This window comes from Pontibacter rufus (assembly GCF_015694705.1).
Classification (GTDB): Bacteria; Bacteroidota; Bacteroidia; order Cytophagales; family Hymenobacteraceae; genus Pontibacter; species Pontibacter rufus.
Map to the genome: position 1 here is coordinate 286,709 of NZ_JADQDR010000007.1, position 24,227 is coordinate 310,935.

General features: G+C 44.6%; 30 protein-coding genes and 1 tRNA gene. 11 read left to right on the forward strand and 20 right to left on the reverse strand.

Features of this window, described 5'->3' with window-relative positions:
• Positions 1-359: 359 nt before the first annotated feature.
• From I2I11_RS13745 to I2I11_RS13775, 7 genes are all read left to right on the forward strand, one after another.
• A complete protein-coding gene (locus I2I11_RS13745) occupies positions 360-1,040 on the forward strand; it encodes a metal-dependent hydrolase (RefSeq protein WP_196268292.1) in 681 nt (226 codons plus the stop codon).
• Between the two features lie 8 nt (positions 1,041-1,048).
• On the forward strand, positions 1,049-1,831 hold the full coding sequence (locus tag I2I11_RS13750; RefSeq protein WP_196268293.1) for a ParA family protein: 783 nt from the start codon (positions 1,049-1,051) through the stop codon (positions 1,829-1,831).
• Between the two features lie 14 nt (positions 1,832-1,845).
• Complete coding sequence (locus I2I11_RS13755; protein ID WP_196268294.1) at positions 1,846-2,760, forward strand: ParB/RepB/Spo0J family partition protein; 915 nt, start codon at positions 1,846-1,848, stop codon at positions 2,758-2,760.
• A gap of 5 nt (positions 2,761-2,765) precedes the next feature.
• Entirely contained in the window at positions 2,766-3,410 is a 645-nt protein-coding gene (locus tag I2I11_RS13760) for a DUF5683 domain-containing protein (RefSeq protein ID WP_230680276.1), read from the forward strand.
• Positions 3,407-4,123, forward strand: coding sequence for a 4-hydroxy-tetrahydrodipicolinate reductase (gene dapB, locus I2I11_RS13765; RefSeq protein WP_196268295.1), 717 nt, complete (start codon positions 3,407-3,409; stop codon positions 4,121-4,123). The genes I2I11_RS13760 and dapB overlap by 4 nt, the downstream gene beginning before the upstream one ends.
• 15 nt (positions 4,124-4,138) lie before the next feature.
• Positions 4,139-5,245 (forward strand): signal peptidase I, encoded by a 1,107-nt coding sequence (lepB, locus tag I2I11_RS13770; protein WP_196268296.1) that lies wholly within the window; start codon positions 4,139-4,141, stop codon positions 5,243-5,245.
• A 217-nt stretch (positions 5,246-5,462) separates the two neighbouring features.
• Entirely contained in the window at positions 5,463-6,401 is a 939-nt protein-coding gene (locus I2I11_RS13775) for a YEATS-associated helix-containing protein (RefSeq protein ID WP_196268297.1), read from the forward strand.
• Between the two features lie 422 nt (positions 6,402-6,823).
• Here the strand turns inward: I2I11_RS13775 and ung are convergent, their stop codons facing one another.
• On the reverse strand, positions 6,824-7,486 hold the full coding sequence (ung, locus tag I2I11_RS13780) for a uracil-DNA glycosylase (protein WP_196268298.1): 663 nt from the start codon (positions 7,484-7,486) through the stop codon (positions 6,824-6,826).
• 92 nt (positions 7,487-7,578) lie between these two features.
• Between ung and apaG the strand changes: the two genes are divergently transcribed.
• Together apaG and I2I11_RS13790 are read left to right on the forward strand one after the other, a co-directional pair.
• On the forward strand, positions 7,579-7,965 hold the full coding sequence (gene apaG / locus I2I11_RS13785; protein ID WP_196268299.1) for a Co2+/Mg2+ efflux protein ApaG: 387 nt from the start codon (positions 7,579-7,581) through the stop codon (positions 7,963-7,965).
• Between the two features lie 254 nt (positions 7,966-8,219).
• Positions 8,220-9,005, forward strand: a complete 786-nt coding sequence (locus I2I11_RS13790; RefSeq protein ID WP_196268300.1) for an O-methyltransferase — start codon at positions 8,220-8,222, stop codon at positions 9,003-9,005.
• A gap of 90 nt (positions 9,006-9,095) precedes the next feature.
• Here the strand turns inward: I2I11_RS13790 and I2I11_RS13795 are convergent, their stop codons facing one another.
• The 3 genes from I2I11_RS13795 to I2I11_RS13805 all read right to left on the reverse strand — a co-directional run bounded on the left by I2I11_RS13795 (position 9,096) and on the right by I2I11_RS13805 (position 11,766).
• Positions 9,096-9,866, reverse strand: a complete 771-nt coding sequence (locus I2I11_RS13795; RefSeq protein WP_196268301.1) for a DUF695 domain-containing protein — start codon at positions 9,864-9,866, stop codon at positions 9,096-9,098.
• Positions 9,867-9,950: 84 nt separating this feature from the next.
• Complete coding sequence (kdsA, locus tag I2I11_RS13800; protein WP_196268302.1) at positions 9,951-10,760, reverse strand: 3-deoxy-8-phosphooctulonate synthase; 810 nt, start codon at positions 10,758-10,760, stop codon at positions 9,951-9,953.
• Between the two features lie 415 nt (positions 10,761-11,175).
• Positions 11,176-11,766, reverse strand: coding sequence for a methyltransferase domain-containing protein (locus I2I11_RS13805; protein ID WP_196268303.1), 591 nt, complete (start codon positions 11,764-11,766; stop codon positions 11,176-11,178).
• Between the two features lie 118 nt (positions 11,767-11,884).
• Here I2I11_RS13805 and I2I11_RS13810 point away from each other — a divergent pair, with 118 nt between their 5' ends.
• A complete protein-coding gene (locus I2I11_RS13810; protein ID WP_196268304.1) occupies positions 11,885-12,826 on the forward strand; it encodes a hypothetical protein in 942 nt (313 codons plus the stop codon).
• A gap of 539 nt (positions 12,827-13,365) precedes the next feature.
• Here I2I11_RS13810 and I2I11_RS13815 read toward each other — a convergent pair.
• Positions 13,366-13,439, reverse strand: a tRNA-Cys gene (locus I2I11_RS13815).
• A gap of 298 nt (positions 13,440-13,737) precedes the next feature.
• Here I2I11_RS13815 and I2I11_RS13820 point away from each other — a divergent pair.
• The gene (locus I2I11_RS13820) at positions 13,738-14,790 is read left to right on the forward strand and encodes a glycoside hydrolase family 43 protein (protein WP_230680278.1); all 1,053 of its coding nucleotides are present in this window, start codon (positions 13,738-13,740) and stop codon (positions 14,788-14,790) included.
• A gap of 387 nt (positions 14,791-15,177) precedes the next feature.
• Here the strand turns inward: I2I11_RS13820 and I2I11_RS13825 are convergent, their stop codons facing one another.
• From I2I11_RS13825 to I2I11_RS13895, 15 genes are all read right to left on the reverse strand, one after another.
• Positions 15,178-15,756 carry a hypothetical protein gene (locus I2I11_RS13825; protein ID WP_196268305.1) on the reverse strand — a complete coding sequence of 193 codons (579 nt, stop codon included), beginning with the start codon at positions 15,754-15,756 and terminating at the stop codon, positions 15,178-15,180.
• 105 nt (positions 15,757-15,861) lie between these two features.
• Complete coding sequence (locus I2I11_RS13830; protein ID WP_196268306.1) at positions 15,862-16,218, reverse strand: helix-turn-helix domain-containing protein; 357 nt, start codon at positions 16,216-16,218, stop codon at positions 15,862-15,864.
• 5 nt (positions 16,219-16,223) lie between these two features.
• Positions 16,224-16,517: a type II toxin-antitoxin system HigB family toxin gene (locus tag I2I11_RS13835; protein ID WP_196268307.1), complete on the reverse strand. Its 294-nt coding sequence runs from the start codon at positions 16,515-16,517 to the stop codon at positions 16,224-16,226.
• A gap of 176 nt (positions 16,518-16,693) precedes the next feature.
• Entirely contained in the window at positions 16,694-17,185 is a 492-nt protein-coding gene (locus I2I11_RS13840; RefSeq protein ID WP_196268308.1) for a hypothetical protein, read from the reverse strand.
• A gap of 97 nt (positions 17,186-17,282) precedes the next feature.
• Positions 17,283-17,618: a cytochrome c oxidase assembly factor Coa1 family protein gene (locus I2I11_RS13845; RefSeq protein WP_196268309.1), complete on the reverse strand. Its 336-nt coding sequence runs from the start codon at positions 17,616-17,618 to the stop codon at positions 17,283-17,285.
• Positions 17,619-17,741: 123 nt separating this feature from the next.
• A complete protein-coding gene (locus I2I11_RS13850) occupies positions 17,742-18,146 on the reverse strand; it encodes a DUF4304 domain-containing protein (protein ID WP_196268310.1) in 405 nt (134 codons plus the stop codon).
• A gap of 72 nt (positions 18,147-18,218) precedes the next feature.
• The gene (locus I2I11_RS13855; protein ID WP_196268311.1) at positions 18,219-18,758 is read right to left on the reverse strand and encodes a hypothetical protein; all 540 of its coding nucleotides are present in this window, start codon (positions 18,756-18,758) and stop codon (positions 18,219-18,221) included.
• Positions 18,759-18,845: 87 nt separating this feature from the next.
• On the reverse strand, positions 18,846-19,454 hold the full coding sequence (locus I2I11_RS13860; RefSeq protein ID WP_196268312.1) for a hypothetical protein: 609 nt from the start codon (positions 19,452-19,454) through the stop codon (positions 18,846-18,848).
• A 95-nt stretch (positions 19,455-19,549) separates the two neighbouring features.
• Positions 19,550-19,927, reverse strand: coding sequence for a hypothetical protein (locus tag I2I11_RS13865; RefSeq protein ID WP_196268313.1), 378 nt, complete (start codon positions 19,925-19,927; stop codon positions 19,550-19,552).
• 79 nt (positions 19,928-20,006) lie between these two features.
• Positions 20,007-20,567 (reverse strand): hypothetical protein, encoded by a 561-nt coding sequence (locus tag I2I11_RS13870; protein WP_196268314.1) that lies wholly within the window; start codon positions 20,565-20,567, stop codon positions 20,007-20,009.
• Positions 20,568-20,654: 87 nt separating this feature from the next.
• Complete coding sequence (locus I2I11_RS13875) at positions 20,655-21,194, reverse strand: hypothetical protein (RefSeq protein ID WP_196268315.1); 540 nt, start codon at positions 21,192-21,194, stop codon at positions 20,655-20,657.
• A gap of 93 nt (positions 21,195-21,287) precedes the next feature.
• On the reverse strand, positions 21,288-21,857 hold the full coding sequence (locus I2I11_RS13880) for a hypothetical protein (protein ID WP_196268316.1): 570 nt from the start codon (positions 21,855-21,857) through the stop codon (positions 21,288-21,290).
• Between the two features lie 102 nt (positions 21,858-21,959).
• The gene (locus tag I2I11_RS13885; protein ID WP_196268317.1) at positions 21,960-22,373 is read right to left on the reverse strand and encodes a hypothetical protein; all 414 of its coding nucleotides are present in this window, start codon (positions 22,371-22,373) and stop codon (positions 21,960-21,962) included.
• Between the two features lie 545 nt (positions 22,374-22,918).
• Complete coding sequence (locus I2I11_RS13890) at positions 22,919-23,392, reverse strand: hypothetical protein (protein WP_196268318.1); 474 nt, start codon at positions 23,390-23,392, stop codon at positions 22,919-22,921.
• A 157-nt stretch (positions 23,393-23,549) separates the two neighbouring features.
• Positions 23,550-24,227 (reverse strand): tyrosine-type recombinase/integrase (locus tag I2I11_RS13895; protein ID WP_196268319.1); only part of this gene is annotated, 678 nt, incomplete at its 5' end.

Here is a 24,227-nt window from a genome sequence, read left to right on the forward strand (position 1 = left end):
ACTAAAATTAAGTACTGGAACAATAATTAAAGACATATTTATTGTATACAGCCATTCTGAAAAGATCCTGTGTGTGATTAACAGGAAACTATCAGGATAACAAAACACAGTATGGATTACTTTTAAGCTGATGGTATCAGGGGCTGAAGAAGTAAGTACTTCGGACTGCTTATACCTGAAATCCCTTTGTCCGTTCCTATTTTATCAGCCGCTCAAAAGGTGCCGGAAACCGCCGGAAGTGTGGATAAAAATACGCTGCGCGTTCTGAGTTGCGTCGCTTAAAGTGGCTAAAAAATTGTATCTTTGTGCAGGCTTCAGCTGTTAAAAGTACATAGCTGAAGTGCTAAACCAGCAACATTATGCAAATAACATACTACGGGCAATCCTGCTTTCTCATCCAGATAGATAAACACCGCGTCTTATTTGACCCTTTTATTTCGCCCAACGAGTTGGCCGCAGAAATAGACGTAGATGGTATAAAAGCGGACTTTATCCTGCTGTCGCATGGCCACAGCGACCATGTGGCGGATGCCGAACGCATTGCTAAAAACAACAGCGCCACGCTGGTAGCCAACTTTGAAGTAGCCAACTGGTTTGGCGATAAAGGTGTGGAGAAAACGCATCCCATGAACCCCGGCGGCAAGGTAACGCTTCCGTTCGGAACAGTGAAAATGGTAACAGCCATCCACTCCAGTTCTATGCCTGATGGCGCTTACGGCGGTGTGGCCACCGGCTTTGTGGTAGAAACCGAGAACAAAGCCTTTTACTTTGCCGGCGACACGGCGCTGACGTACGACATGAAACTCATACCAGAGCAATTTGACCTGGATTTTGCCCTGCTTCCGATCGGTGATAACTTTACCATGGACATACACGATGCCGTGCTTGCTGCGGATTTTGTGCAGGTGGATAAAATAATTGGGATGCATTACGATACTTTCCCCTACATCAGGATAGACAAAGAAGAGGTGCAGGAAGTGGCGCAGCTGGCAGGTAAGGAACTTATTTTAATGGAGATAGGTCAAACAATAAACCTATAAAGTATAGCATGGGAAAAATTATAGCAGTTGCCAACCAAAAAGGTGGGGTAGGAAAAACCACCACCGCCATTAACCTGGCGGCAAGCCTGGCAGCTCTTGAATATAAAACACTTTTGGTGGACGCAGACCCGCAGGCAAATGCCACGTCGGGCCTGGGTTTCGATCCAGCGACCATTACCAGCAGCATCTACGAGTGCATGGTGGAAGGCGTGAAGGCAGAAGACATTATCCTGAAGTCGCCTTCTATCGATTACCTGGATCTGATTCCGTCGCACATCGATCTGGTGGGTGCGGAAGTAGAGATGATCAACCTGCCCAACCGGGAGGAAAAGATGCGCAAAGCCCTCAGCAGCCTGAAAGAGCAGTACGATTACATCATCATCGACTGCTCGCCTTCGCTGGGACTGATTACGGTAAACTCGCTGACGGCAGCTGATTCGGTGGCGATTCCGGTACAATGCGAGTATTTTGCGCTGGAAGGCCTGGGCAAGCTGCTCAATACCATCAAAATCATCCAGTCGCGCCTGAACCCGGAGCTGGCTATTGAGGGCATCCTGCTGACGATGTATGACGTGCGCCTGCGCCTGAGCAACCAGGTGGTGGAAGAAGTAAAAACGCACTTTCAGCAGATGGTATTCGATACGATTATTCCCCGAAACGTGAAACTAAGCGAGTCGCCAAGCTTTGGCATACCAGCCCTGCTGCACGATGCCGAAAGCAAAGGCGCCCTGAGCTACCTGAACCTGGCACGCGAAATTGCAGAGAAAAACAGCGTGGCGCTGGCAAAATAATTTTAAAAGAGTACATGTCTGATAACAAAAATTCTGCTGCAAAACGCAAAGGCGGCCTTGGCCGGGGCCTTAATTCCCTGCTGGAAGGCAACAAGTATACCGGCAAAATTGATTCTGAAACCATTAACACTGTTAATACCATCGCAGATATCGCTATTGATCAGATCCAGACCAACCCTTACCAGCCACGCACGCATTTTGACCAGGCGGCGCTGGAAGAACTGGCCGAATCTATAAAAATACAGGGCATCATACAGCCCATTACCGTGCGCCAGCTGGACCAGCAAAGCTTCCAGCTGATTTCGGGTGAACGCCGCTACCAGGCGGCTAAAATAGCGGGCCTGACGGTGATACCTGCTTACATCCGCAAAGCCAACGACCAGCAGATGCTGGAGATGGCGCTGATAGAAAACATCCAGCGCGAAAGCCTCAACGCTATTGAAATAGCCCTCTCCTACCAGCGCCTGCTGACCGAATGCAGCCTGAAACAGGAAGAACTGGGCGACCGCGTGGGGAAAAAACGCACGACCGTAACCAATTACCTGCGCCTGCTTAAATTGCCGCCGGATATACAAATTGCACTCCGCGACAATGTGATTTCGATGGGCCACGCAAGGGCCCTGATTAACATTGACACTGTGGAAAAGCAGCTGGATGTATTCAAAGAAGTAGTTGCCAAAGAGCTGTCGGTGCGCAAGGTGGAAGAGCTGGTGCGGAACCTGCAAAACGCTAACAAAAAACCCGATCCGCAGCAGAAACTCTCGTTTAACAAGTATGACGAAGAGCTGAAAGGCGTGGAAACAAAACTCTCCTCGCAGTTCGGCACCAAAATTCTGGTCAAGGCCAACAACGAAGGCAAAGGCGAAATAAAGATTCCGTTTGTGTCGGTGGATGAGCTGAACCGCATTCTGGAAATACTAAATTACTAATGTGCATGAGGCTTAAAAGTTACACCGCGGCGCTGGCGCTAAGTATAGGTTTATACTTTACGGCCTCCCCTGCTTCGGGGCAGGTAGTAACTGAGGGCCCGGATTCGGTGATCGTGCCCCTGCCTGTGGCTGATACAGCAAAGGCCGACAATACTTTTTTCCTGGATAAGTGGAACCGCCCCGCAAAAGCAGCTTTTTATTCGGCGGTGTTTCCCGGCGGAGGACAGATCTACAACAAGAGTTACTGGAAGCTGCCCATTATTTACGGTACAGTTGCAGTGCTGGGTTATTACCTGATCGACAACAACAACAAATACCAGGACTTCCGGCTGGCCGCTATTCAGCGGGCCGACTCCACTGATAAGTATGTGAGCAGCCCCATCTATGGCATTAATGTATCCAGGGGCTCACAGAATATCCGCTTCGCACGCGATTATTACCGCCGCAACCGCGACTTAACCATCCTGCTTTCCATTGGCTTTTATGGCCTGCAAATAGCGGAAGCCTACGTGCATGCTTACCTGAAAGATTTTGACGTGAGCGAAGATCTGAGCCTGCGCGTGCAGCCGGGCCTGATGCGCGTACCGCACGCAACCGGCTATACGCCCGGCCTCACCCTTACACTTTATACTACTTCCAGACCAAAATGAGAATTTTACTGATAGGCTATGGCAAAATGGGCAAAACCATCGAGCAGATGGCCCTTGCAAAAGGCCACCAGATTGCCGGCATTATTGATTACCACAACACGGCAGATTTGCAGAAGTATACGGCCGGACAGGTAGACGCTGCCATTGAGTTTACGCACCCCGAAGCTGCTTTCGGCAACATCAGCTACTGCCTCAAAAACAACATACCCGTTGTTGCCGGCTCCACGGGCTGGCTAGACCATTATGAGGAGGCAGTGGAACTTTGCCGCCAGCAGAACGGCGCTTTTTTCTATGCTTCCAATTATAGCGTGGGCGTAAACCTGTTCTTCCACTTTAATGCGTACATTGCCGGCAAAATGCAGGCTTATAAAGCTTACCAGGTAGCTGTAAAAGAGGTACACCATTTGCAGAAGGTCGATAAGCCCAGCGGTACCGGCATTACAGCGGCAGAGGGCATTTTAGCCAGTTATAAGGATTTGAGCGGATGGGTAAGTGATAATCCGGAAGAAGAAAGTAAATTAAACATAACTTCGGAGCGTGCGCCCGATGTGGTAGGAACCCACATTGTTACCTATACCTCTGAAGTAGATACCATTGAACTTGGCCACATTGCCCACAGCCGCGCCGGCTTTGCCGAAGGTGCGCTGATGGCCGCCGAATGGCTGCAAAACCGCAAAGGCGTTTACGGCATGAAAGACATGCTGAACCTGTAATTCTAGTTTAAGCAGATGAAAGTAAAATTTTTGGGTAATAAACCTGAAACAAAAAAAGAGAAGAAGAAAAAAAGCTTCCTGCGCGAGTGGGGCGATGCCATCCTGTTTGCCGTTATCGCAGCCAGTCTTATCCGTTGGGCTACATTTGAAGCATATACCATTCCTACGCCATCCATGGAGAAGTCGCTGCTAGTGGGCGACTTCCTGTTTGTGAGCAAGCTGCACTACGGCCCGCGCACGCCCATGACGCCGCTGCAGATACCGCTAACGCACCAGGTCATCTGGGGCACTGACATTCCTGCTTATTCCGATGCTATTCAGCTGAAGTCGTACCGCCTGCCGGGTTTTTCAGAAGTAAAACGCTTTGACGTGGTAGTTTTTAACCATCCGGTTGAAGACCAATACCCTGCAGACCTGCGCACCAACTTCATCAAGCGTTGTATCGGCCTGCCCGGCGATTCGCTGCAGGTAAAAGACATGCAGGTATACATTGACGGCAAGCCTATTGACAACCCCGGGAAAATGCAGTACAAGTACGCAATAGTGCCGAAAATACAACTCAAAGATAAATTTTTTCAGGATCGCCATATCAACTTGAAGGATATATACCCTTTTAAAGGAGGGTATGCCGTAGATGCCACACCAGAATTGGCCGCTGAGATAAAGCAGCTTCCCATCATCAAAGATGTGATGCTACTGAAAGAGCTGCCGGGCGAAGCCGACCCGCGAGTGTTTCCGCAGGTGCCGAGCAAGTATGTATGGAACAAAGACAACTATGGCCCTATCTACATTCCGGAAGAAGGAGCCACAGTAGCCATAACACCTGCCTCGCTCCCCTTCTATGAGAAAGTTATACTCGACTATGAGCACAACGAAGGATACACTGTGAAGGATGGCAAGCTGTACAAGGATGGCCAGGAGGTACATCAGTATACTTTTAAACAGGATTATTACTTTATGATGGGCGACAACCGCCACAACTCTGAGGACTCCCGTTTCTGGGGTTATGTGCCGAAAGACCACATCGTAGGCAAAGCAGTGCTTATCTGGATGTCGGTGAACCCGGAAGGCAGCGGCTTCGGTAAAATCCGGTGGGACAGGCTGTTTAATATAATAGAATAAGCTGTTTCCCTTATACTTGAAAAGCCAGACCTATGGTCTGGCTTTTTGGTTAGGTATATTTTGGTAGTGATTCGTTTGAAAACATTTGCTACATTGTCTATCACCAGATAAATGTCAGGAGATTTAGCTGATTGCATTCAAGGTATAGTGCAGATAAGCCGAATAATTCCGTATATACACAAATTGTGTGCAATTAATAAAATAGCTGCTTTGAAAGATGAACCATATTAATATTCACTTATTAATGCTGATAGGAATTATGCTCTGCAGTGGAGCATTTGGTGGATATCTAAATTACCTTCATAATTTTGATACGGTTGCTAACGAGAACAAGGACAAACGGGTAAAACTAAAGTATGTACTCTTAGGAATTGGATCTGCGTTTTTAGTCCCAGCCTTTCTTAAAATGATTGCAAGTGATTTAATAAAGGACACTGAACAATATGACAACATCAGTTATTTGATTTTTGCTGGATTTTGTCTAATTGCTGCAATCTTTTCTAGAAGATTCATAAATACAATTGGTGAAAGAATACTTGAAGCAGCCAAACAAGCACAGCAAACATCTAAAGAAACAAAACAGCAAGTCGAATCCACTCAACAAGAACTAACCAATACCCAAGAACGAATTGAAGATGTAAAACTAGCTGTTAGTTTAAAAACGTTTACAAAAGAAGCAATGCCTCTAGATACTGAGAGCTCTCATGCTATGTTATTAGAACTAGTCGACTCGTTCATTGAGAGGACTAGTGTTCCTGATTACGCTGAAAGGCTAAAACTAAAAGCAGAGATTGGGAGAAAGATGGGGCAAATTATTATAAGCCACAACTTACCTCAAGACGAGCTTTTAACTAAGTATCCAAAGGAAGGAATGTATTTAGGATTGGCATATTCGGTTGAGTTAAGGCCGAATCCGTCATGTCTTTCCTTGTTAAATAAGCTTGCTAAAATTACATCCCAACTTTACACAAAGTATGTTATCCTGCTTGCCTATAAAACTCTCGCAAGTAGCGGATTGATTAGCAAGGAAGCGGCAAAAGAAGTTGCTCAAAATGTAAGACTTTTCCGAGCAAAAGCCGATAAACCATTGCTGCGAAATATAAACGATACTATTAGTGTATTGAAATTTATAAATCCTGAAATTGGAAGCTCTTGAGAGCTGCATACAACAGTATGTTTATAAAATTGTGGCTGGACGTTAAACTTTCAGCTATAAGTTTTTATCTTGCTTTTGGGGTTAATTGAACCTAACATTATTCAAATACCCCAACTTCATAAATACTTTAACCTTGGCCGTGACTAATAAGAATTAATTTGCGCAAGCTGGCTTTAAAAGCAACTTCTTGTAAGTTTAAATGCGAACAATAATCAGAAAATAAAACGACTAAAGCTCTACAAAAATTACTTTAAGACTTTTCCGCCATTGTTGGCGTTCTCACCAGCGATTTATACCTGAACAGCTAAACAGACATATCAGCAAGGGCATCCAAAATTCCTTTGAACTAAGTTTCTTACAGAGCCATACTTGCTCGCTTTAAGCCACAGCAAGTATAAAATGCACATAAATCAGTTTATACCTTACCAGTCTATGGGCTTTTCTCCGTGCGCTTCGAGGTATTGGTTGGCTTTGCTGAAATGGCGTGTTCCGAAGAAGCCGCGGTCGGCAGCAAAGGGCGAAGGGTGCGCCGCTTTCAGCACCAGGTGCTTGCTTTCGTCTATAAAAGCACCTTTTTTCTGCGCGTAAGCGCCCCAGAGCATAAAAACCACGTGCTCCTTCAGGTCGTTCACTTTCTGCACTACGGCATCCGTAAACTCTTCCCAACCCTTTTTCTGGTGCGAGCCTGCGTCGCCGGCTCTTACCGTTAAGGTAGCATTCAGCAACAGTACGCCCTGCGCCGCCCAACGCTCCAGGTTGCCGGTGGCCGGCATGTCTTTGCCCAAATCGCTCTTAATCTCCTTAAAAATATTCAGCAGCGACGGCGGGATGCGCGTCTGGTCGCTTACAGAAAAAGCCAGTCCGTTTGCCTGGTTTGGCCCGTGGTAGGGGTCCTGCCCCAGTATCACCACCTTCACCTTATCGAAGGGGCACAACAGAAAGGCATTAAACATTTGGCTGCCCGCCGGATAAACTTTTTGGGAGGCGTATTCGTCTTTAACAAAGGATACAAGCTTTTTGAAATAAGGCTTTTCGAATTCATCTTGTAGCACTTTTTGCCAGCTTTCTTCTATCTTTACAGTCATGGGTAAGGGGTCAGGAAGGTGAGTTGCAAATAAGGGAATACATCGCCACGTTGCAAACCTATGGTTCCTCCTTATACATAAAACGCTGAGACATGGATACAAAAACAACTGAAGGTGTAAAAGTTACGGTTACCACCAACTACCTGCCCGACTACTCGAGCCCGGTACAGCAGCACTTTGTTTTTGCCTATAAGATAAAGATAGAGAACAACAGCGATTTCACTGTAAAGCTCCTGCGCCGCCACTGGTACATCCACGACTCTACAGGCGTAGTGCGCGAAGTGGAGGGCGAAGGCGTGGTTGGCCAGCAGCCTTCACTGGAGCCCGGCGAATCGCATGAATACGTGTCGGGTTGCAACCTGAAGACGGGGGTAGGCAAAATGCGCGGCACTTACCTGATGGAGCGCCTCGTGGACGGCAAGCAGTTTAACGCCACCATCCCGGAGTTTACGCTAATCGTACCGTATAAGCTTAACTGATTTGAAGACAGCTTTTGTGCTAATAGTTGATACTTCGCATTCATCCTGCACCTGAATCAGACACTTGCAGGAGCCCCCGAAATGCTACGGGGCAGGTGCGCACGCTGCGAGGTCTTCTATACTTTATAAATCATGATGCGCCGCCGGAATGAAGTATAAGTCATTCCTGATAAGCATGCGTGCTTTAAGCCATTTGTCTTTTGTTAGACTTTCCTTTCCCGCTTGCAAATCTTTAATTCACTGATTCGTTCCCTGTGTCCTCCTTCAGATTAGCCGTAGATTTCCTGCTGTACCGCCTGCGTGCGTTTAAGCTCCATGGCGTCCACTCCCCTTTCATTTTCGACTTATACCACAACGTTATCCGGCACAACGGCTTTTTTGCAGCCTACAAGCGCGTAGAAGATCTGCGCATACAGTTATTGCAAGACCAGCGCGCGCTGCAGGTTACCGATTATGGCGCCGGCTCCAGAGCCGGCCAAAAACGCACCCGTAAAATAAAGGATATAGCACACACCTCGGCAAAGCCAGCCAAGTATGGGCAGCTGCTGTTCCGGCTGGTTAACCGTTTTCAGCCGGCCGTTATTTTTGATTTGGGAACCTCGCTCGGCATTACGACTGCTTACCTGGCCGAAGCGAGACAACAGGCGCAGGTTTATACTTTTGAGGGCTGCCCCAATATTGCGCAGGAGGCAAAAAGAAATTTTCAACAGCTGGGGCTGCAGCATATCAGCATAGTACAGGGCAACCTGGATGATACGCTTGCGGGGCAACTGCAAACGGTAAACACGCTGGACTTCGCCTTCTTTGATGGCAACCACCGCTACGAACCTACCCTGCGCTACTTTAATGCCTGCCTGGCCAAACATCATGAAAACAGCGTTTTTGTAGTTGATGATATCTACTGGTCCGGGGAGATGAAGCGGGCCTGGCGGCAAATTAAAAAGCACCCGCAAGTGCGCCAAACGGTGGATTTATACTTTGTCGGACTCGTCTTTTTCCGCAGCACACAACCTGAAGAGCATTTTACTTTATACTTTTAACAGCACCCGCTATAGGCCAGCTGTAGGGTTGCCAGGCCGCAACACAGCGTAGCTATTATACAGACGCAGGCTATACGTGCCGGAAAATCATCAGTCGTTTTCTGCTATTACGGGGCTTTCCCAGCCATCATACTCCCCATTGTGCTGCTGCGCCAGCCGGAACAGCTCCATGGTTACTTCATTTATTGTTTCGTCGTCAGCTTTATTCTGCCTTGAGATCACCAGCTTTTGCGGGTAAACTTCTTCCTTGGGCTCTTCTTCTGCCAGCTCAAGCGTATAATTCTGCGCTGTGAGCGCCTGCAGCACAGCCGCCCTGTCGGTGGCTGTTTTAAAGTATAGCCAGTGCGTGATTTTGCGCGGCACATAGGCCTGATCGCCCTGCTCTTCCAGTTGTTGCATCAGGCGGGTGTTCTGAATGCGCTGCATACTTTCGTCGTCCGGGTAGAGCAACTCAAAGTATATTTCCCAGTCTTTGTCTTCCGTGGCCTGCGACACGAGCAGGTACTGCGGAAATTTCTGTTTCACGGCCTCCACACAGCCCTCAAGCTGCAACACCTGTTCACTGTAAAAGTACAGGCCCCGCTTGCCGCTGTGCAGGGTCTTGCCCACAAAAAGAGCTCCCAGTTTTTCCTCAAGCAACTGCACCACCGCGTCTTCAATCTTCTCCAGCATTTCCCATTCCTCTGCCTCCGGAAAACCAGTCTCATCGGTGGTGCGCAGAGCCGCGGCTACCTCAATCAGGTTTGGTTTTGCAGCTACAGGCGCAATTTCTGCCAGGGTCAGATCCACGCTTACAAAGGCGGGCTGATCCTCGATATGGCAAAAGTATACTTCCCAGGCCGGGCTGTAATCATCGTTCATATTTATACTTACGCACCTGATTAAAAAGTGTACAGCAGCCGGAATATCAGACAATACCGGATGTCATTTTATACATTTTATACTTTAGCTGATGGCCTGGCGAATGCGCACCAGCTTTTGCAGGAGGCTTTCCAGTTGATCAAGCGGCAGCATGTTGGCTCCGTCTGACTTGGCAAAGCCGGGCTGCGGATGCGTTTCGATAAACAGGCCATCGGCCCCAACAGCAATGGCAGCTTTGGCAATAGTTTCGATGAGCGCCGGTTTGCCACCCGTTATGCCGGAGCTTTGATTGGGCTGCTGCAGCGAATGCGTTACGTCCATGACCACCGGCACTTTGTTCGACTGCATCTCGGGTAGGTTACGGAAATCCACCACCATATCAGAGTAGCCGAAGCTGTTACCGCGGTCGGTAAGTATAACTTTCTCGTTGCCGGATTCGCGCACCTTTTCCACGGCAAAGCGCATGGCCTGCCCCGACAAAAACTGTCCTTTCTTGATGTTGATGACCTTGCCTGTTTCGGCAGCAGCCACCAGCAGATCTGTCTGGCGGCACAGGAATGCCGGAATCTGCAGCACATCCACGTATTCGGCAGCCATGGCCGCTTCGGTTGTTTCGTGTATATCGGTTACCGTGGGCACATCAAACGTCTGGCTTACCTTTTGCAGGATGCGCAGCGCTTTTTCATCGCCGATGCCGGTAAACGAATCCAGGCGCGAGCGGTTGGCTTTGCGGTAAGAGCCTTTAAAAATCCACGGAATCTGCAGTTTGTCGGTAATGGTTTTCAGACGTTCGGCAATCTGCATGGCCATTTCTTCGCCTTCGATGGCGCAGGGTCCGGCCATCAGAAAAAAGTTACCCGAATCGGTATACTTCAGTTTCGGTATCTCAAACATATCATTTTATACTTAGGTGGATGCCTTGCGGCGCTGTAAAGATAGGCAGGATGAATTACGAATTCCGAATTAGGAGTTACGAATTATGAATTGTTGAAGAAGTACATAGAATATCAAAAGACCTCGCAGCGCACGCAACTCCTGCGAGTGTCTGAAACACTATTTTCAGATCAAATGATTACCAGAGAGTATGAATCTTAAACGCACTTGCCATAGTTGCTTTTATCGGCTGGTGCGAGCTTGCAGCTCGTTCTTCTATATCTTCAGGAAAAAGATACGAGCTGCAAGCTCGCACCAGCAGTAAGCGGTATATTGTACTTCTGAAATTAGAAATAGCTTATACCTGCTCATACTGAAATCCCGGACATCCTGCTTCAGACACTCGCAGGAACTGCGCACGCTGCAAGGTCTTGGCTTAACTTCGCGCTTCCAGAAGTATAAACAGCTCTTTCCCCTGCCGCGGTTTAATGGAGTTGTATGCCGTTTCGAAATGCAGGAAATCGAAGTATGGCGCAAAGTAATCCCGGTATTCGGCACGGGTACCGCCAAACGGAGGCCCCTCCTGTCCGAAAGAGGTATCAAACAACAAACCCATCAGCTTGCCGCCCGGCGCCAGCAGTTCAGCACACTTGGCAGCATAAGCAGCACGCAACTGCGGCGGCAGGGCGCAGAAAAAAGTTTGCTCCACTATCAAATCATACGTGCCCGTCAGGCTGAAAAAATCCTGGTGCAGCAAATGTTCTTTCGGGAAAGCAGGCACACGCGCCGCAAAATGCTGCAGCGGCGCGCGTGCCACGTCGGCCACGTACACCTGGCTGAATCCTAAGGCATAAAGATACTCCGCCTCGTAGGCGTTGCCGCAGCCCGGAATAAGTATACGGAGCGATTTATCAGGCAGCTGGTCAAAATAATTCTTCAGGGGAGGCGTTATAGCACCGGCATCCCAGCCGGTTTTATTTTCCTGATACCGCTGCTGCCAGTAATTTGCATCTAAATCTTGGTTCATACTTCTGCAATTATAAATCAAAAGTCTTATATTTGATTCGTACGCATCCGCTCATTAAACGACTTATTATTAAAATGCCTTTATTTACGGCAGCAAGAAACCATTAACCCTTAACCTTATGCCAGCAAACTCTCCTGAAAACCGAAGTAACCGCAAAATTTTAATCGGAGGCCTGATATTGGTACTTCTCAGCATCAACGGTATCCTGTTTTACATGAATTACCAGAAGAAGGAGAAAACCGAGGAGCAAGCCGAGGTTATCCGTGTAAAAAACAGCGAGCTGGAGAACCAGATTAACGTATACGAAGCCCTGAAAGCTGATTTTGAGCGCCAAAGCCAGGAACTGCAAGCCATGGGACTAGAAAACGATTCGCTGGAAACCAAGATTGCGGCCATCTCTGCTGACCTGGACGAACTGCGCGGCTTCCGGAACAAAAGCTACAGCCTGGCAGACCAGCGCCGTTTCCGTGACAGAGCCAAAGCCTTTGAAGCACAGCTAAAAGAAAAAGATGAGCAGATTGCAGCACTGAAGCAGGACAACGAGGCGCTTACGTCCGAGAACACCACTTTAAAGACAACGCAAACCTCACTTTCGGATAGCCTGAGCACCGTTAAAAGCACGAACAAGGTGCTGTCTGATAAAGTGAAAGTCGCATCGAGGCTGGAGGCGCAGAACCTGAGCGTAAACATTATCAACAGCCGGGGCAAGGCCAAAGACGACAACGACAATGAGTTCCGGGCAAAGCGCGTTGATAAAATCCGGGTGGTATTTAACTTAGCGAAGAATGATGTAGCAACACAAGAGCCTAAAACAGTATACATGCGCCTGATAGAACCCGATGGTGCTGCGCTGTACAACCTGTCTACGGGTTCCGGCAGTTTCGAGATAGACGGCGAGAACATGTACTATACTGCCAAACGCGATTTTGTTTTCGACAACACACAGCAGCAGCTAAGCTTCGTGTATGACAAGGATGCCGCTTACAAAAAAGGGGAGCATACCATAGAACTGTACACCGATGGTTTTTTAATTGGCAAAACCACCTTTACGCTGAAATAATAAAATCCGGTTTATACTTGTAAAATCCCCTGCTTGCCGGCAGGGGATTTTTCTATACCCCTACGCCTGCCACCCGCATTAGGAGCATAAGCTGCCAGCACTTCAAAATCAGGAAACTTAAACAGGTTCATACGGCCCCGGCGTTTTGCTTGGTGAAGGGATAAAGTGCGGCTTTGCTATCTGCAACATCGAAGCAGGATATGTAAACGGCCGGACCGCCTTCAGCAATATATTTGAGGATACCGGGATTGTTTTCGCTCATGCTGAAGAAGGCGATTTCCCAGGTCAGGCCTTCGCTTTGGCGTAAACCAGGTCATCGGCAGCTGCAGCATGGCATAGTCCTCCTTGTTCACGCTCTTCGGGATAACGGCTCTTGTCAGCGCCAGTTCCCCTAAATTATGGGCTATACTTGCCCTCTACAAGCGCGTTTAGCTGTGTAGAGCAGCTTAATGGGTGGTGAAAGGTACTTCGGGCAATTTGCTTTGCGCGTGGCGGAAGGCCGCAACAAAAAGGCCGCAACAAGTATACTTGCTGCGGCCTGGAGGTAACGAGCGGATTCGAACCGCTGTAGCAGCTTTTGCAGAGCTGAGCCTAGCCACTCGGCCACGTTACCGTGAATGGGAGTGCAAATATACGCAGAGAAATAGAGTTGGCAAACATTAGGGAGTTATTTTTAAGAGGAAGTACAGAAGCTTTGCCTATGCGTATTACTACCTGCTCCCAAAGCCAGAGCTGTTTAATTTCTACTAAAATGCTGTCAGAAGGGCGTCGTATGGAGGCTATTTGTTAACATTACTTTTGAAAAGGGAGCGTATAGAAGTCCAAATTGTTATCTTTGTCTAATAATAAACGTAAAAATTACGTTTATTATTAGACAAATCAGATCAACCAGGCCATTCTGTTTAGATACTATGAACGCCATCAGACACCTTAAATTTATACTTGCAGTGATGCTCCTTTTCAGCGGATGTGCAGGTAATATACAAAAAACCGGAAAAAACCAGTTCAACAATCCCCTGGCTTTGCAAAGGGCAGATCCGCATGTGTGGAAAGCGGCTGATGGCACTTACTACTTTGTTGCCACCGTGCCTGAGTACGACCGCATTGAGATACGCAAGTCAAAAACTATTAACGGCATAAAAGAGGCGCAACCGGTAGTAGTATGGCGCAAGCACGATACAGGTCCGATGGGCAACCACATCTGGGCTCCCGAGCTGCACCGGATCGATGGAAAATGGTACATCTATTTTGCAGCTGGCGCTGCCGAGGACAAATGGGCAATACGCAAGTATGCCTTGTCAAACCCGTCGGAAGATCCGACAAAAGGTGAATGGACGGAGGAGGGTGAGATTGTGAGCAAACGAAATGAGTTCACCCTCGATGCCACGACCTTTGAACATAAAGGCCAGCGCTATATGATATGGGTAGACAGGGCATCTGACAAGGAGGTGAACACAGGCCTATATATCGCAGAAATGACCAGCCCGACCACCCTCGCTGACAAACAGGTGGTAATTTCACGCCCTGAATATGCGTGGGAAAGGCAAGGTCATAACGTGAACGAGGCCCCGGCAGTACTTATCCGCAACGGAAAAGTGTTTGTGACTTTCTCGGCCAGTGCCACAGATGCCAACTATGCCATCGGGTTGCTCTGGGCTGATGAGAATGCCGACCTTCTCGATCCTGCCTCCTGGCACAAATTACCAGAACCGGTTTTCTACACCAACGAAGCACTTAAACGTTTCGGCCCCGGGCACAACAGCTTTACAGTGGCGGAAGATGGCAAGACTGATGTAATGATTTATCACGCCCGTGATTACAAAGAGATTGAGGGTGAACCGCTATACGACCCAAACCGCCATACCCGTGCCCGGGTTCTGAGATGGACCAAGGATGGCATGCCTGATTTTGGTCAGGATCTGGACGACAACGAAGTGGGATTGAAAAAGACGAAGAAACAATAATCCGACAGCTATCTGGTATACCCTACCAGAAACAAAACAGGTCCTTTCCTGATGGAATAAAGCGTTTAAAAGCTATTGAAGAAAGTAAAACACTTTCTTTCTGACACTTTACTTTTCCTGTTGTAGAGTTTGTTTTCTGGAGCAATCGTCAGGTTGCGACAAATAAAAAAGGTCTCGGAGAATAAGTTCTTTGAGACCTTTTTATTTAATGGTCTGGCTTTTCTTTCAACACAAGTGTATTGCTGTTAACGGTTTTGCTATAACCTGTGGCTGTTTTAGAACCACTTCACTGTCCGCCCTAAATGAAGATAGTGAATAGAAGAAAAGTATCCGTCAGCTATAAACCAGTCGTATCTTATAGCCTCGTGTTAGTGGCAGTCTTTTTATCTATTTTTTGTTTTTTTCTATTATAAGATTGCTATCCTTGATCATTTTAAAACCATATGTTGTTGTTGAAATTGCACATCCTACACAAACAAACGCATTTACAATTTTGTAGTCGAATTGCTCGAAAAGAATTAATAATAGGCCAATTCCTGAAATAGCAGTAGTCCAAAAACTAATATAGTGATCAAATTTCCTATTGAATATTTTTGCCATTGGGAGGAAATGAAGTCCGACTATCAGCGCGATGCTATAAATTATTAAGTGTTCGTTACCGGCATTTATAAGTATAATTAGAATAGCAAAAATGGCAATTACCTCCAGGCTTATTACTGCAGCATACCATTGGCCCTTTTTATTTCCATTTTCAAGGGGAGGAACAGAAACGTAGTTTTTCTCAATTTTTAATTTTACACATTTATAAATTAAAAAGATGATTACAGCTCCAAAAAAATACGCTGAGAGATTATGATCGGAATGATCAAAAAAAATTTCTGATGAAATTGTCCAGCCAACTGTGAAAATGATCATCAGTATTAATCCCTCTATATTTATATCAAGCTCTGTCTTACTACCTGCCATTTTTGTTGCTGTTATTTTCTCATATTATGGCCAACGTGCTCGCGCATACAGAGCCTGCCGCGTAGCAAGGGTTTAGGATATACAGTGTTAGCGGGTGATTTTCTTTCAATATTCCTGAATAAGTACATTTGTCGGAATATTCAGCCTCTTATGAAGGTTCCGTATCATTTCTAAGGTGAGTTTCCTTTTTCTATTGAGTACCTCACTTACCCTGCTCTTGAAACCCAGAACTTCGGCTAAGTCTTTCTGCTTTATGCCCAATTGCTCCATCCTGAACTTCACCGCATCAATCGGGTCAGGTGCGTCAATCGGGAAGTGCTCCTTCTCAAAAGAGTCAATCAAAAAAGCAAGCACCTCCAGCTCATCTCCTTCCGGCGTGTCTGGCTCTGCGTCAAATATATCTTCCAGCCTTTGAAGGGCTAATTGGTAATCTTCCTCTGTTTTTATCAGCCTAATATTCATTGCTTTTAAATTTTAGTTGCGTCAACCTTATCATATTCGGAGTGTGTACCGATGAACCGAATCCAAACTATCCCATACTTGTAGTTGATTCTGATGATTAACCTGTATCTGTTCCCTGTGATGTTGAAGACCATCCTACTATCCTCCGGAATGCTCGCTGAAGGGTATTCTTTCTTTATTTCGTTTGGGGACTTCCAATTGGCCTGCTCTGCTTCATTATACCAGGCTTTTAACTGCTGTTCACTGTCAGCATGATTTTCCCAAAAATCCCGTAGTGTCCGTTTTGCAATTACTCTCACCTCATTGTTTCATAACTCAAATATAAAGAAAGAAGTTACCGTGATGGTAACTTCAATGGTTTTTTCTAAATACCCTTTATTTAAATATCCTTTAACGGATAGGACATAAGACGAGCAAGGCGTAGCCGAAGCTTGAATTATGTGCAGTGTTAGTAGCTTTTATTCTTCATTTTACTTTACCTGCCAGAAAACAGCACCAGGTTTGATTTCCTGTCGAGAAGCTTATACCCTGTATGGTCCAATGATAGATTTCCGCTATCCAAGGCAATGTACCTGTTCATGTATGCTTCCCCTGGTTCATCTTTATAGATGAATCTTGTAAATCCATATCTGGTGCTGGAAAAACCATTTATATTGTTTCTTTGCAGTAGAGCCAGGTTATCCTTTAGAAGTTGCCAATCTGAACCGTCTAAATGGTCCAGCTCTGGCACCTTTTCTTGAGTGAGTGAATCAAAGTTATCATAGTTCGTCCGGTTGATGTAAAGCTGGTTGTCCATGACAAAAACAAGGCTAACGGAATCCTCAAACTTACTATAGATGCTATCGACACTGAAAATTGCATGTTCAATAGTAGCAACATCATCATTCAATTCAATGTAGTTTCTGTTTCCACATGAATTGATGATAAAAGCTACAAAAATGATTATGAAATTTACTTTCAACTTCACTTGATATCTTATAATTAGAAATTGCTACAAACGTTTAGTACAGGCTGTGAACGAGGCATAGCCGAGAATGATGTCTGTACCTTGTTATATGTAGTTTTTAATATAGATTATAATTCAGAACTTTCCATCCTAGCGAATCTTTTTCAAGCCTAATATTTATGTCTACATTTTCTTTTTCGCCTTTTACACTAATGTTATAAAAAGCATTCCCTTCATATTGCATTTCTTCTGATTGTCCACTAACTACCCATCCATACCCGTTTACTTTACCAACATATTTTTCAATTTCTTTGCTTGTTTCTATGTATTCTGTGGCAGCTTTATAAGGATTGCTCTCTTTCATCCATATTTGAATAAATATCATCATCGGTATTGCAATCAATAACAAACCTAGCATAATGTATCCGATGATTTTAAAAAGTTTATTACTCATCAGTGGCTACTTAAAGTTGACATTTTATTACTATTAATTTGAATTGCATATAACGTGCTGGGCTAAACGACGGGCGAGGCCGTCGGCCGAAGGCTGGCGTTTAGGTGTTGTTGTGGTGCGTTTTTATTTCAGATTCAGAAATTCTTTTACTCTCAATGGTAAAATATTTAATGTTGGTAAAGTCTTCGTGTAACTTATTACATCTTCAACTGTATTTAAAGGAGCTAATTTATTGATAATTTGAACAATTGTTTCGTTCACCAATCTGTTCAAAGTTTCATCATCTGTTATTTCAAGATTAAGAGTATTGCTGTGCCTTCCAAAAACATGGAGAAGAATTTCCTTATAGTCTAACCCATTTAGGTTTACTCCATAGTTGACATAATATAAGTTTGAGTAGCTGGATTTCTGCAGTTCAATAATTTTCGTTAAGTCTTTAGTAACCGCTGACCATTTATTTCCTTTTTTCTTATAACCGAGCGGTTTTAAGCTTTGGTCAAACTTTAATTTTAGTTCTTTGGTTTTCATTTTTAAATGCAGCACAGCGGTTTGGCTATGGTGCGTTCATGCACTATAGGTCTTGTTGGCTGAGGTCATTTTTTATTTTATTTGAATCAAGGTTGAGTCAGTTGGTTCTTCTTTATAGTACACGACTGCTTGAGCACCGAAAATTCTTAAATCCGCTATTTCGTTTGATGTGCGCTCTGCCCTAAACTCGCCTATCTTCTTTTCAAACAAGGGAAGTTGGGTTTCATAGAGGCTGTACGAGCAACAACCACCCAAAAATCCTGTGTACTGACTTCGGATTTGGTATTTATCATTCTGCACAATAGTATCAGGTGGAGCCAAGAAAGCAAAGAACATAGAGCCTAATAAAGCACCTAAGATTCCGTCAGCTAACCATGAGAAGAACACAATAATTGGTGAAAGTATATACAAAGACGAGTAGTGAGTTATGGCAGTTCTGTTTTTGATGGTAAGGAAGAACAATAATACACCCGATGCATATATAAGCACTCTAACAAGGAACATTAATCTGTTATCAAACCCCAAGTCAAGCACAACTGAAAGCAACAGATTCAGAAGCAAGAACATTAATAAGCCGAGATGTACTTTCTTAATCATGCTGCTGTTTTTCATAATTGTGATACCTGCCAACGGTCTTGGACAGGCTATGGGTGAGGCGTAGCCGAGACTAAAGCCTGTGCTGGGTTAGCACACTTAGTTTTATCCTGCATAATCTACTTTCTTAAGCAATAGCTTCCCATTCTCAGCTGTAAAGCAATAAACAGTTGATGACTCTGCACAGCCAATGGTTTCATCAACTAAGAAGCTGTTGTTTTGCAAAAGACTAAAACCTTCATTTTCTCTATCTATAGAAAGCTGAAGCATATCAGGGCATTCTTCGCTATCTGGCTCATACTCACTTGGGGCTGAGTGAAAAGAATATCTCTTGTCAAAGCTGCCGTTATGCTTTAACGAATCAATATCGACAGACTTTAGGAAATCAATCAAATCATCTTTTGTAAGCTGAGGAAAACTTAATTTCTCTTCTGCCGTCATTTGACTCGGTTGCTTGGCTTCATAGGATTGTATTTGACTAATGAAATCATCAATTTGGCTATAGTCGCCATTTGCAACCTGTTGTTTTAACAACTTGAATTCTACGAGCACGTCTTTCTGCTCATCACTTTGAGCTTTTGAGATGTCATCATCTAAGCTTTCTGACTCAACTACTCTATCAGAGTGGTTTCCATTAGTTTGAACTTCAATTGGGTCATTAGCGCACCCCATGCATAAAACAATGAGTGGCACCAGTAAAAAACTCTTCTTCATTTATAAATTTCTATGCGTGCTAACGTGCTCATGTATACCCTGTGCGAGGCTATCAGCCGAAGCATAGGGTATAAACCTTGTTGGCAGACGAAATTCTACTTCAGGTTTATCAATTCTATTACTTCACACTCTCCAACCTTTTTATTGCCTTCCATGAAAAACCCGTGAGTACCGAATTTTATTTTGTTCCTGTGATATTCAATCTTTTCATCTGCTAGAATCCACATCCTTGCCGTTCCATACCTAGATACTGTCAAAGTAGGATCAGTAATAATATTTCCATTTGAATCTTCGAACTCTGGGTAAATCATGAAAAGCATTCCTTTTGAATGTTCTGGATGTTCATACCAGAAGTCCCACCTTATTCCCTGGTTTGGGAGATTATATCTTCCGCCTTCTTCTTGTGAAAAGATGGTATATGTAACCCTGAAGTCAGGCTTTCTTTTAAATATTTCTTCGTAGGGTCTATACATTACTTTTGACTGCCAACGTGCTCGTGCAGCCGAAGCCCGAAGCATAGCAAGGGTTAAGGCTGAACCTTGTTACATGCTGTTATTCCTTCTTAATTCTAATGGTTTTAATTGACTTAAGGAATAAGTGGTTGTTGATAGGCGTTAAGTCAATGCCTGAAATCTGCAACATGATTTTTCCTAAGCTGCCTTCACCTAAGCTATCGAAGTAAACTCCTGTCAATCCATTACCAGCGACTTTTGGTTCTACAATTTTAGCCGTAAATCCATCAATAGTATCGTGAACTGCTATTTGCTTTCTATACTTTTCTCTTTCTGACTCTGTTATTGTCTCTTTGTCAAGAAACACCATCCCCGTGGTGTCGATTTCTCTTTCCAGGAACCACGGAATCATACTGGTTGGATACATTCTCACGCTCTCTTCTTCTAATGAGTTTGAGTAATAGCCATAGTCGAAGTAGATGGTATCTCCATCCCCTGTGATTATTTCCCTGACGTAAGAGTCAATCCCTTGCACTTCATGAACTCTCCATTCAGCTGGCAAGTCAATGGAGAAAGGTCCGAAGTCCATTGTCTCCATTCTGATGCTCTCTTTCGCCATACATGAGCTGAGAATTATTAGAAGGATTGGGAGTTTTTTCATACTTAAAATTGCATGTAACGTACTTGTGCAGCAGAAGCCCGCAGCGTAGCAAGGGTTAAAGCTGCACCTTGTTGACAGAAGATTTTCTTATGCTGAGCCATTTATGTGCAGGTCAAAGAGTTCTTTAGCGGTTAGATTGACTTTAATTTCCCAATGATTGCTACAGCCATCCAGTACCATCTCCCTTTGATGTTTCCAGCTAACATCGTCCTGCTTCTCATATCCTTTCAATCTGTCAAAGATTGTATACTTATCCCAGCTTAGGTTAATATAAATAACTCGCTCCCCAGCTTCGTTAATGAAGCCAAAATACTGGCGTCTATAGTTATCAAGGTTTCTATGAATAATGGGGCAATCTTCACCTTGATTGACTAAGGGTTTGTTTTCTTCTTTTATGTTTAACCTTAGTATCTCTTCTGCTGCAAGTATATCTTCAATAGAAGGAGTAAACCTGTTCTCTCCGAATCTACATAAGAAGCAGTCTGCCTTCTCCTTAAAGATTACTCCCCTGTACCGCTGATTACTTACCAACACAGTCTCATCAGTAGGCTCTTCCACTACTTTAAGGCTGGTGGCACAGGACATCAGCGTCAACCACATGGAAAGATAAATCAGACTTTTGTTCATCAATTCAATTTACTGTCAACGTAACTCGTGCAGCCGATGGACGAGGCGAAGCCGAGTTTAAAGGCTGAACTTTGTTGGCGGAAGCTATTCTTCTCACCCACCAATTGAGTTTCTAAAGAACCTATAACACTCTTCTGTACTTATGTTGGTGACAACATTAAAGAAATCTTTTCCACCATCCATGACTTGTATTATTTCGGTTTTCCAGTCAGAGTGGTCAAACCCACTCTCTTTTGAAAAGCAGTTAATCCAAATCAGCTTCTGCCCCTTTTCGTTTATCCCCCCAAAGTATTGTCTTCTATAAGTGGATAAATCATTGACTTCTCCGATAGCTAAACTGTCAGCACCTATCTCATCGACTTCCGCACATCTTTTCAGGATTCTCTCGGCCATAACAACATCTTCAAGCGAAGGTGTGAAGGGTATAACCTTGTCCTGTTCCTTAGGTCTTAAAAGCATGCTGAATGTAAACACATCTTGATTTGGCGACTCATGCTCGCTGAACACCACACCAGAGAAGGTATTAGTTTCAATTAGAAAGTTTTCAGAACTATCTACAGGAGTAAAAGAGTATTCCACACCGCCAATTTCTTGTTTTCCTGTTTTACTGCTACACGAAGAGAAGCATAGTAAAATTATTAGCAAGAATGTGAGGAGCTTCATTTTCTTTATAGTTAAAGTTACCGCCAACGTACTGGGCTAAACGACGGCCTAGGCCGTCGGCCGTGGGCTGACGTTTAGGTGTTGTTAGCGGTTGTATTTCTTTTAGTATGCCTGAAAAATGAATTCCTTTTTATGGAATTCATGGCCGTTTATTAAGCTTTTAATATTTAAGATAAGTTTTTCATTATGTTTAATTATTCCTTTATATAAAACTACACCAGATTGAGTTCTTGTTTGAAATTTTAGACTATCATCTACTAAAGTGAATGTTCCTCTTCCGACATTTCTAGAGGTGGACATTAATACTTTTCGGGCTGAGTCCAATCCAAATGGCGAGCTTAACGAAAATACTGTACTGTCATTATTGAATTTTAAATAGTGTTTTAAATTTTCTAAACCATGCATAGGAAAGTCGGTAATATAAACACCATCAGTTATTACAACCTTTTCCGTTTCATTGGATTTACAACCAGTAAAAAGCAAAAATGTCAAAAAAATAAAGACTAAGTTTTTCATAGTTCTATATTACCGCTAACGGTCTCGTACATGAGGTGAGCGAGGCGTAGCCGAAGCTTTGCTCATGTGCTTTGTTGTATGGAGTTGTTTTCTTAGTTCTTCTTCACTCTTTTCTTGAACAGCAATACTATTCCTGTATAAGTCAAAAATGCAATGATTAAACAAAAAAACCAGTCTTCAAGCTTATATGGATTCAATCGGTAATGTCCATGAGAACCTGCTATCATTCCAGCGATGAGAAAGAATGCTAACAATAGAAATAGAACTCCGAACGATTTCCTACCCATTAGTTTATATGTTCTTAGCTTTCCCTATACCTGCTTTGCTTAGCATTTCTTATTGCCAAGCATCTGCCAATTGGCTTATTGCAAAGAGAAAGAATATTATAGCTATTGCAAGAACTACAAAGGCTAAAATAGCTAAGGCTTTGAAAAGCTGTTTCAATATTTCTTTCATACTTTCAATCCCATACAACGGATTAGTATAAACGACGGTGAAGGCCGTCGGCCGATGCTGCCGTTTATACAGTGTTGGCATTAGTTTTTTTATTCTGGTTCATTTGCAAGAACCCACGGCAGATAGCAATCAAACTCAATTTGAACAAGCCCTTCTTTGTCTTTGAATGGTGTCAATGCGTCACCATGACAAAAACCAATATAAAATTTGTCCGTGATTTTTCTTAAATCAGTTGTATACCCACCATTTGGTAACGCTATAGAGCAATCCACTCCTTTGAAGTCGCCTTTGAAATGAAACCAACCGTTGTAATAATGGAGTCCGCTTTCAAGTTTGGCGAATTCGCTAATGTCAACTTCTTTCTTGTAGTCAACTCCGAGTTTGCCTAACAAATCTTTTATTTCATCGGGGAAGACAGCTTCTCGTTGCTCAATAAAGTTTCTGCAGTACGCACAACCGCAGCTTTCAGCGCCTGATTGTTCCACTTCCAGATAAGTCTGCTCTGTCAATTCTTTGTCAGAAAAGAGTTCCCAATCTAGATATGTAACTCGGGTTTCTTTCATTGTTTAAATTAATGCCAACTATTAGCTAGCAGGAGTTTATTCCTACTATCTGCACTATGTATGGTGTTATTTATACCTGTTTTACTGTCACTTTTAGCGCCGGGATGAAGGGACACGGCAGCTTTACAGTATTTCATATAGCTAATATACTTCATTTCTACAGATTATCAAGCGGACTTACAATTTTATCCAGGGCATAAGTGGTTACATGGGTATAGATTTCCGTGGTCTTGCTGCTTCTGTGCCCCAGCAGCGACTGAATGTAGCGCAAATCGGTGCCCTGCTCCAGCAAATGCGTGGCAAATGAATGCCTGAGCGTGTGCGGCGTGGCTTTTGTCTTTACCCCTGCTTTTTCTTTACAGGCATGAAAGACACTCCGCAGGCTGTCTGACGTGTACTGCCCGCCATATTGCCCTTCAAAAAGCCACTGCTTTGGCTTGTATTCTTTATAATAGGCTCTCAGATTTTCCAGCAGCCGTTGTGAGAGCAGCGTGGTGCGATCCTTTTTGCCTTTGCCCCCGCGTATCAGCAACATGTTTCTCGCAGACTGCACGTCCGTAATACTCAGGTTTATCACTTCTCCTATTCGCAGCCCACCGGCATACAACAACTGCAGCATGCAGCGGTGCTTCAGGTTGTCTGTGGCTGCCAGTATCCGGGCTACCTCCTGCTTGCTGAGCACCAGCGGCAGCCGCTCAGGCTTCTCTGGCCGCTCTACGTTGTTTAGGCGCACCTCATGCCGCCCCAGCACCCGCTGGTAGTAAAACTTTACGGCATTGATGCTCTGGTTTACAAAAGAGCAGGAACAGGCACCTGCCTGCACCATGTTTCGATG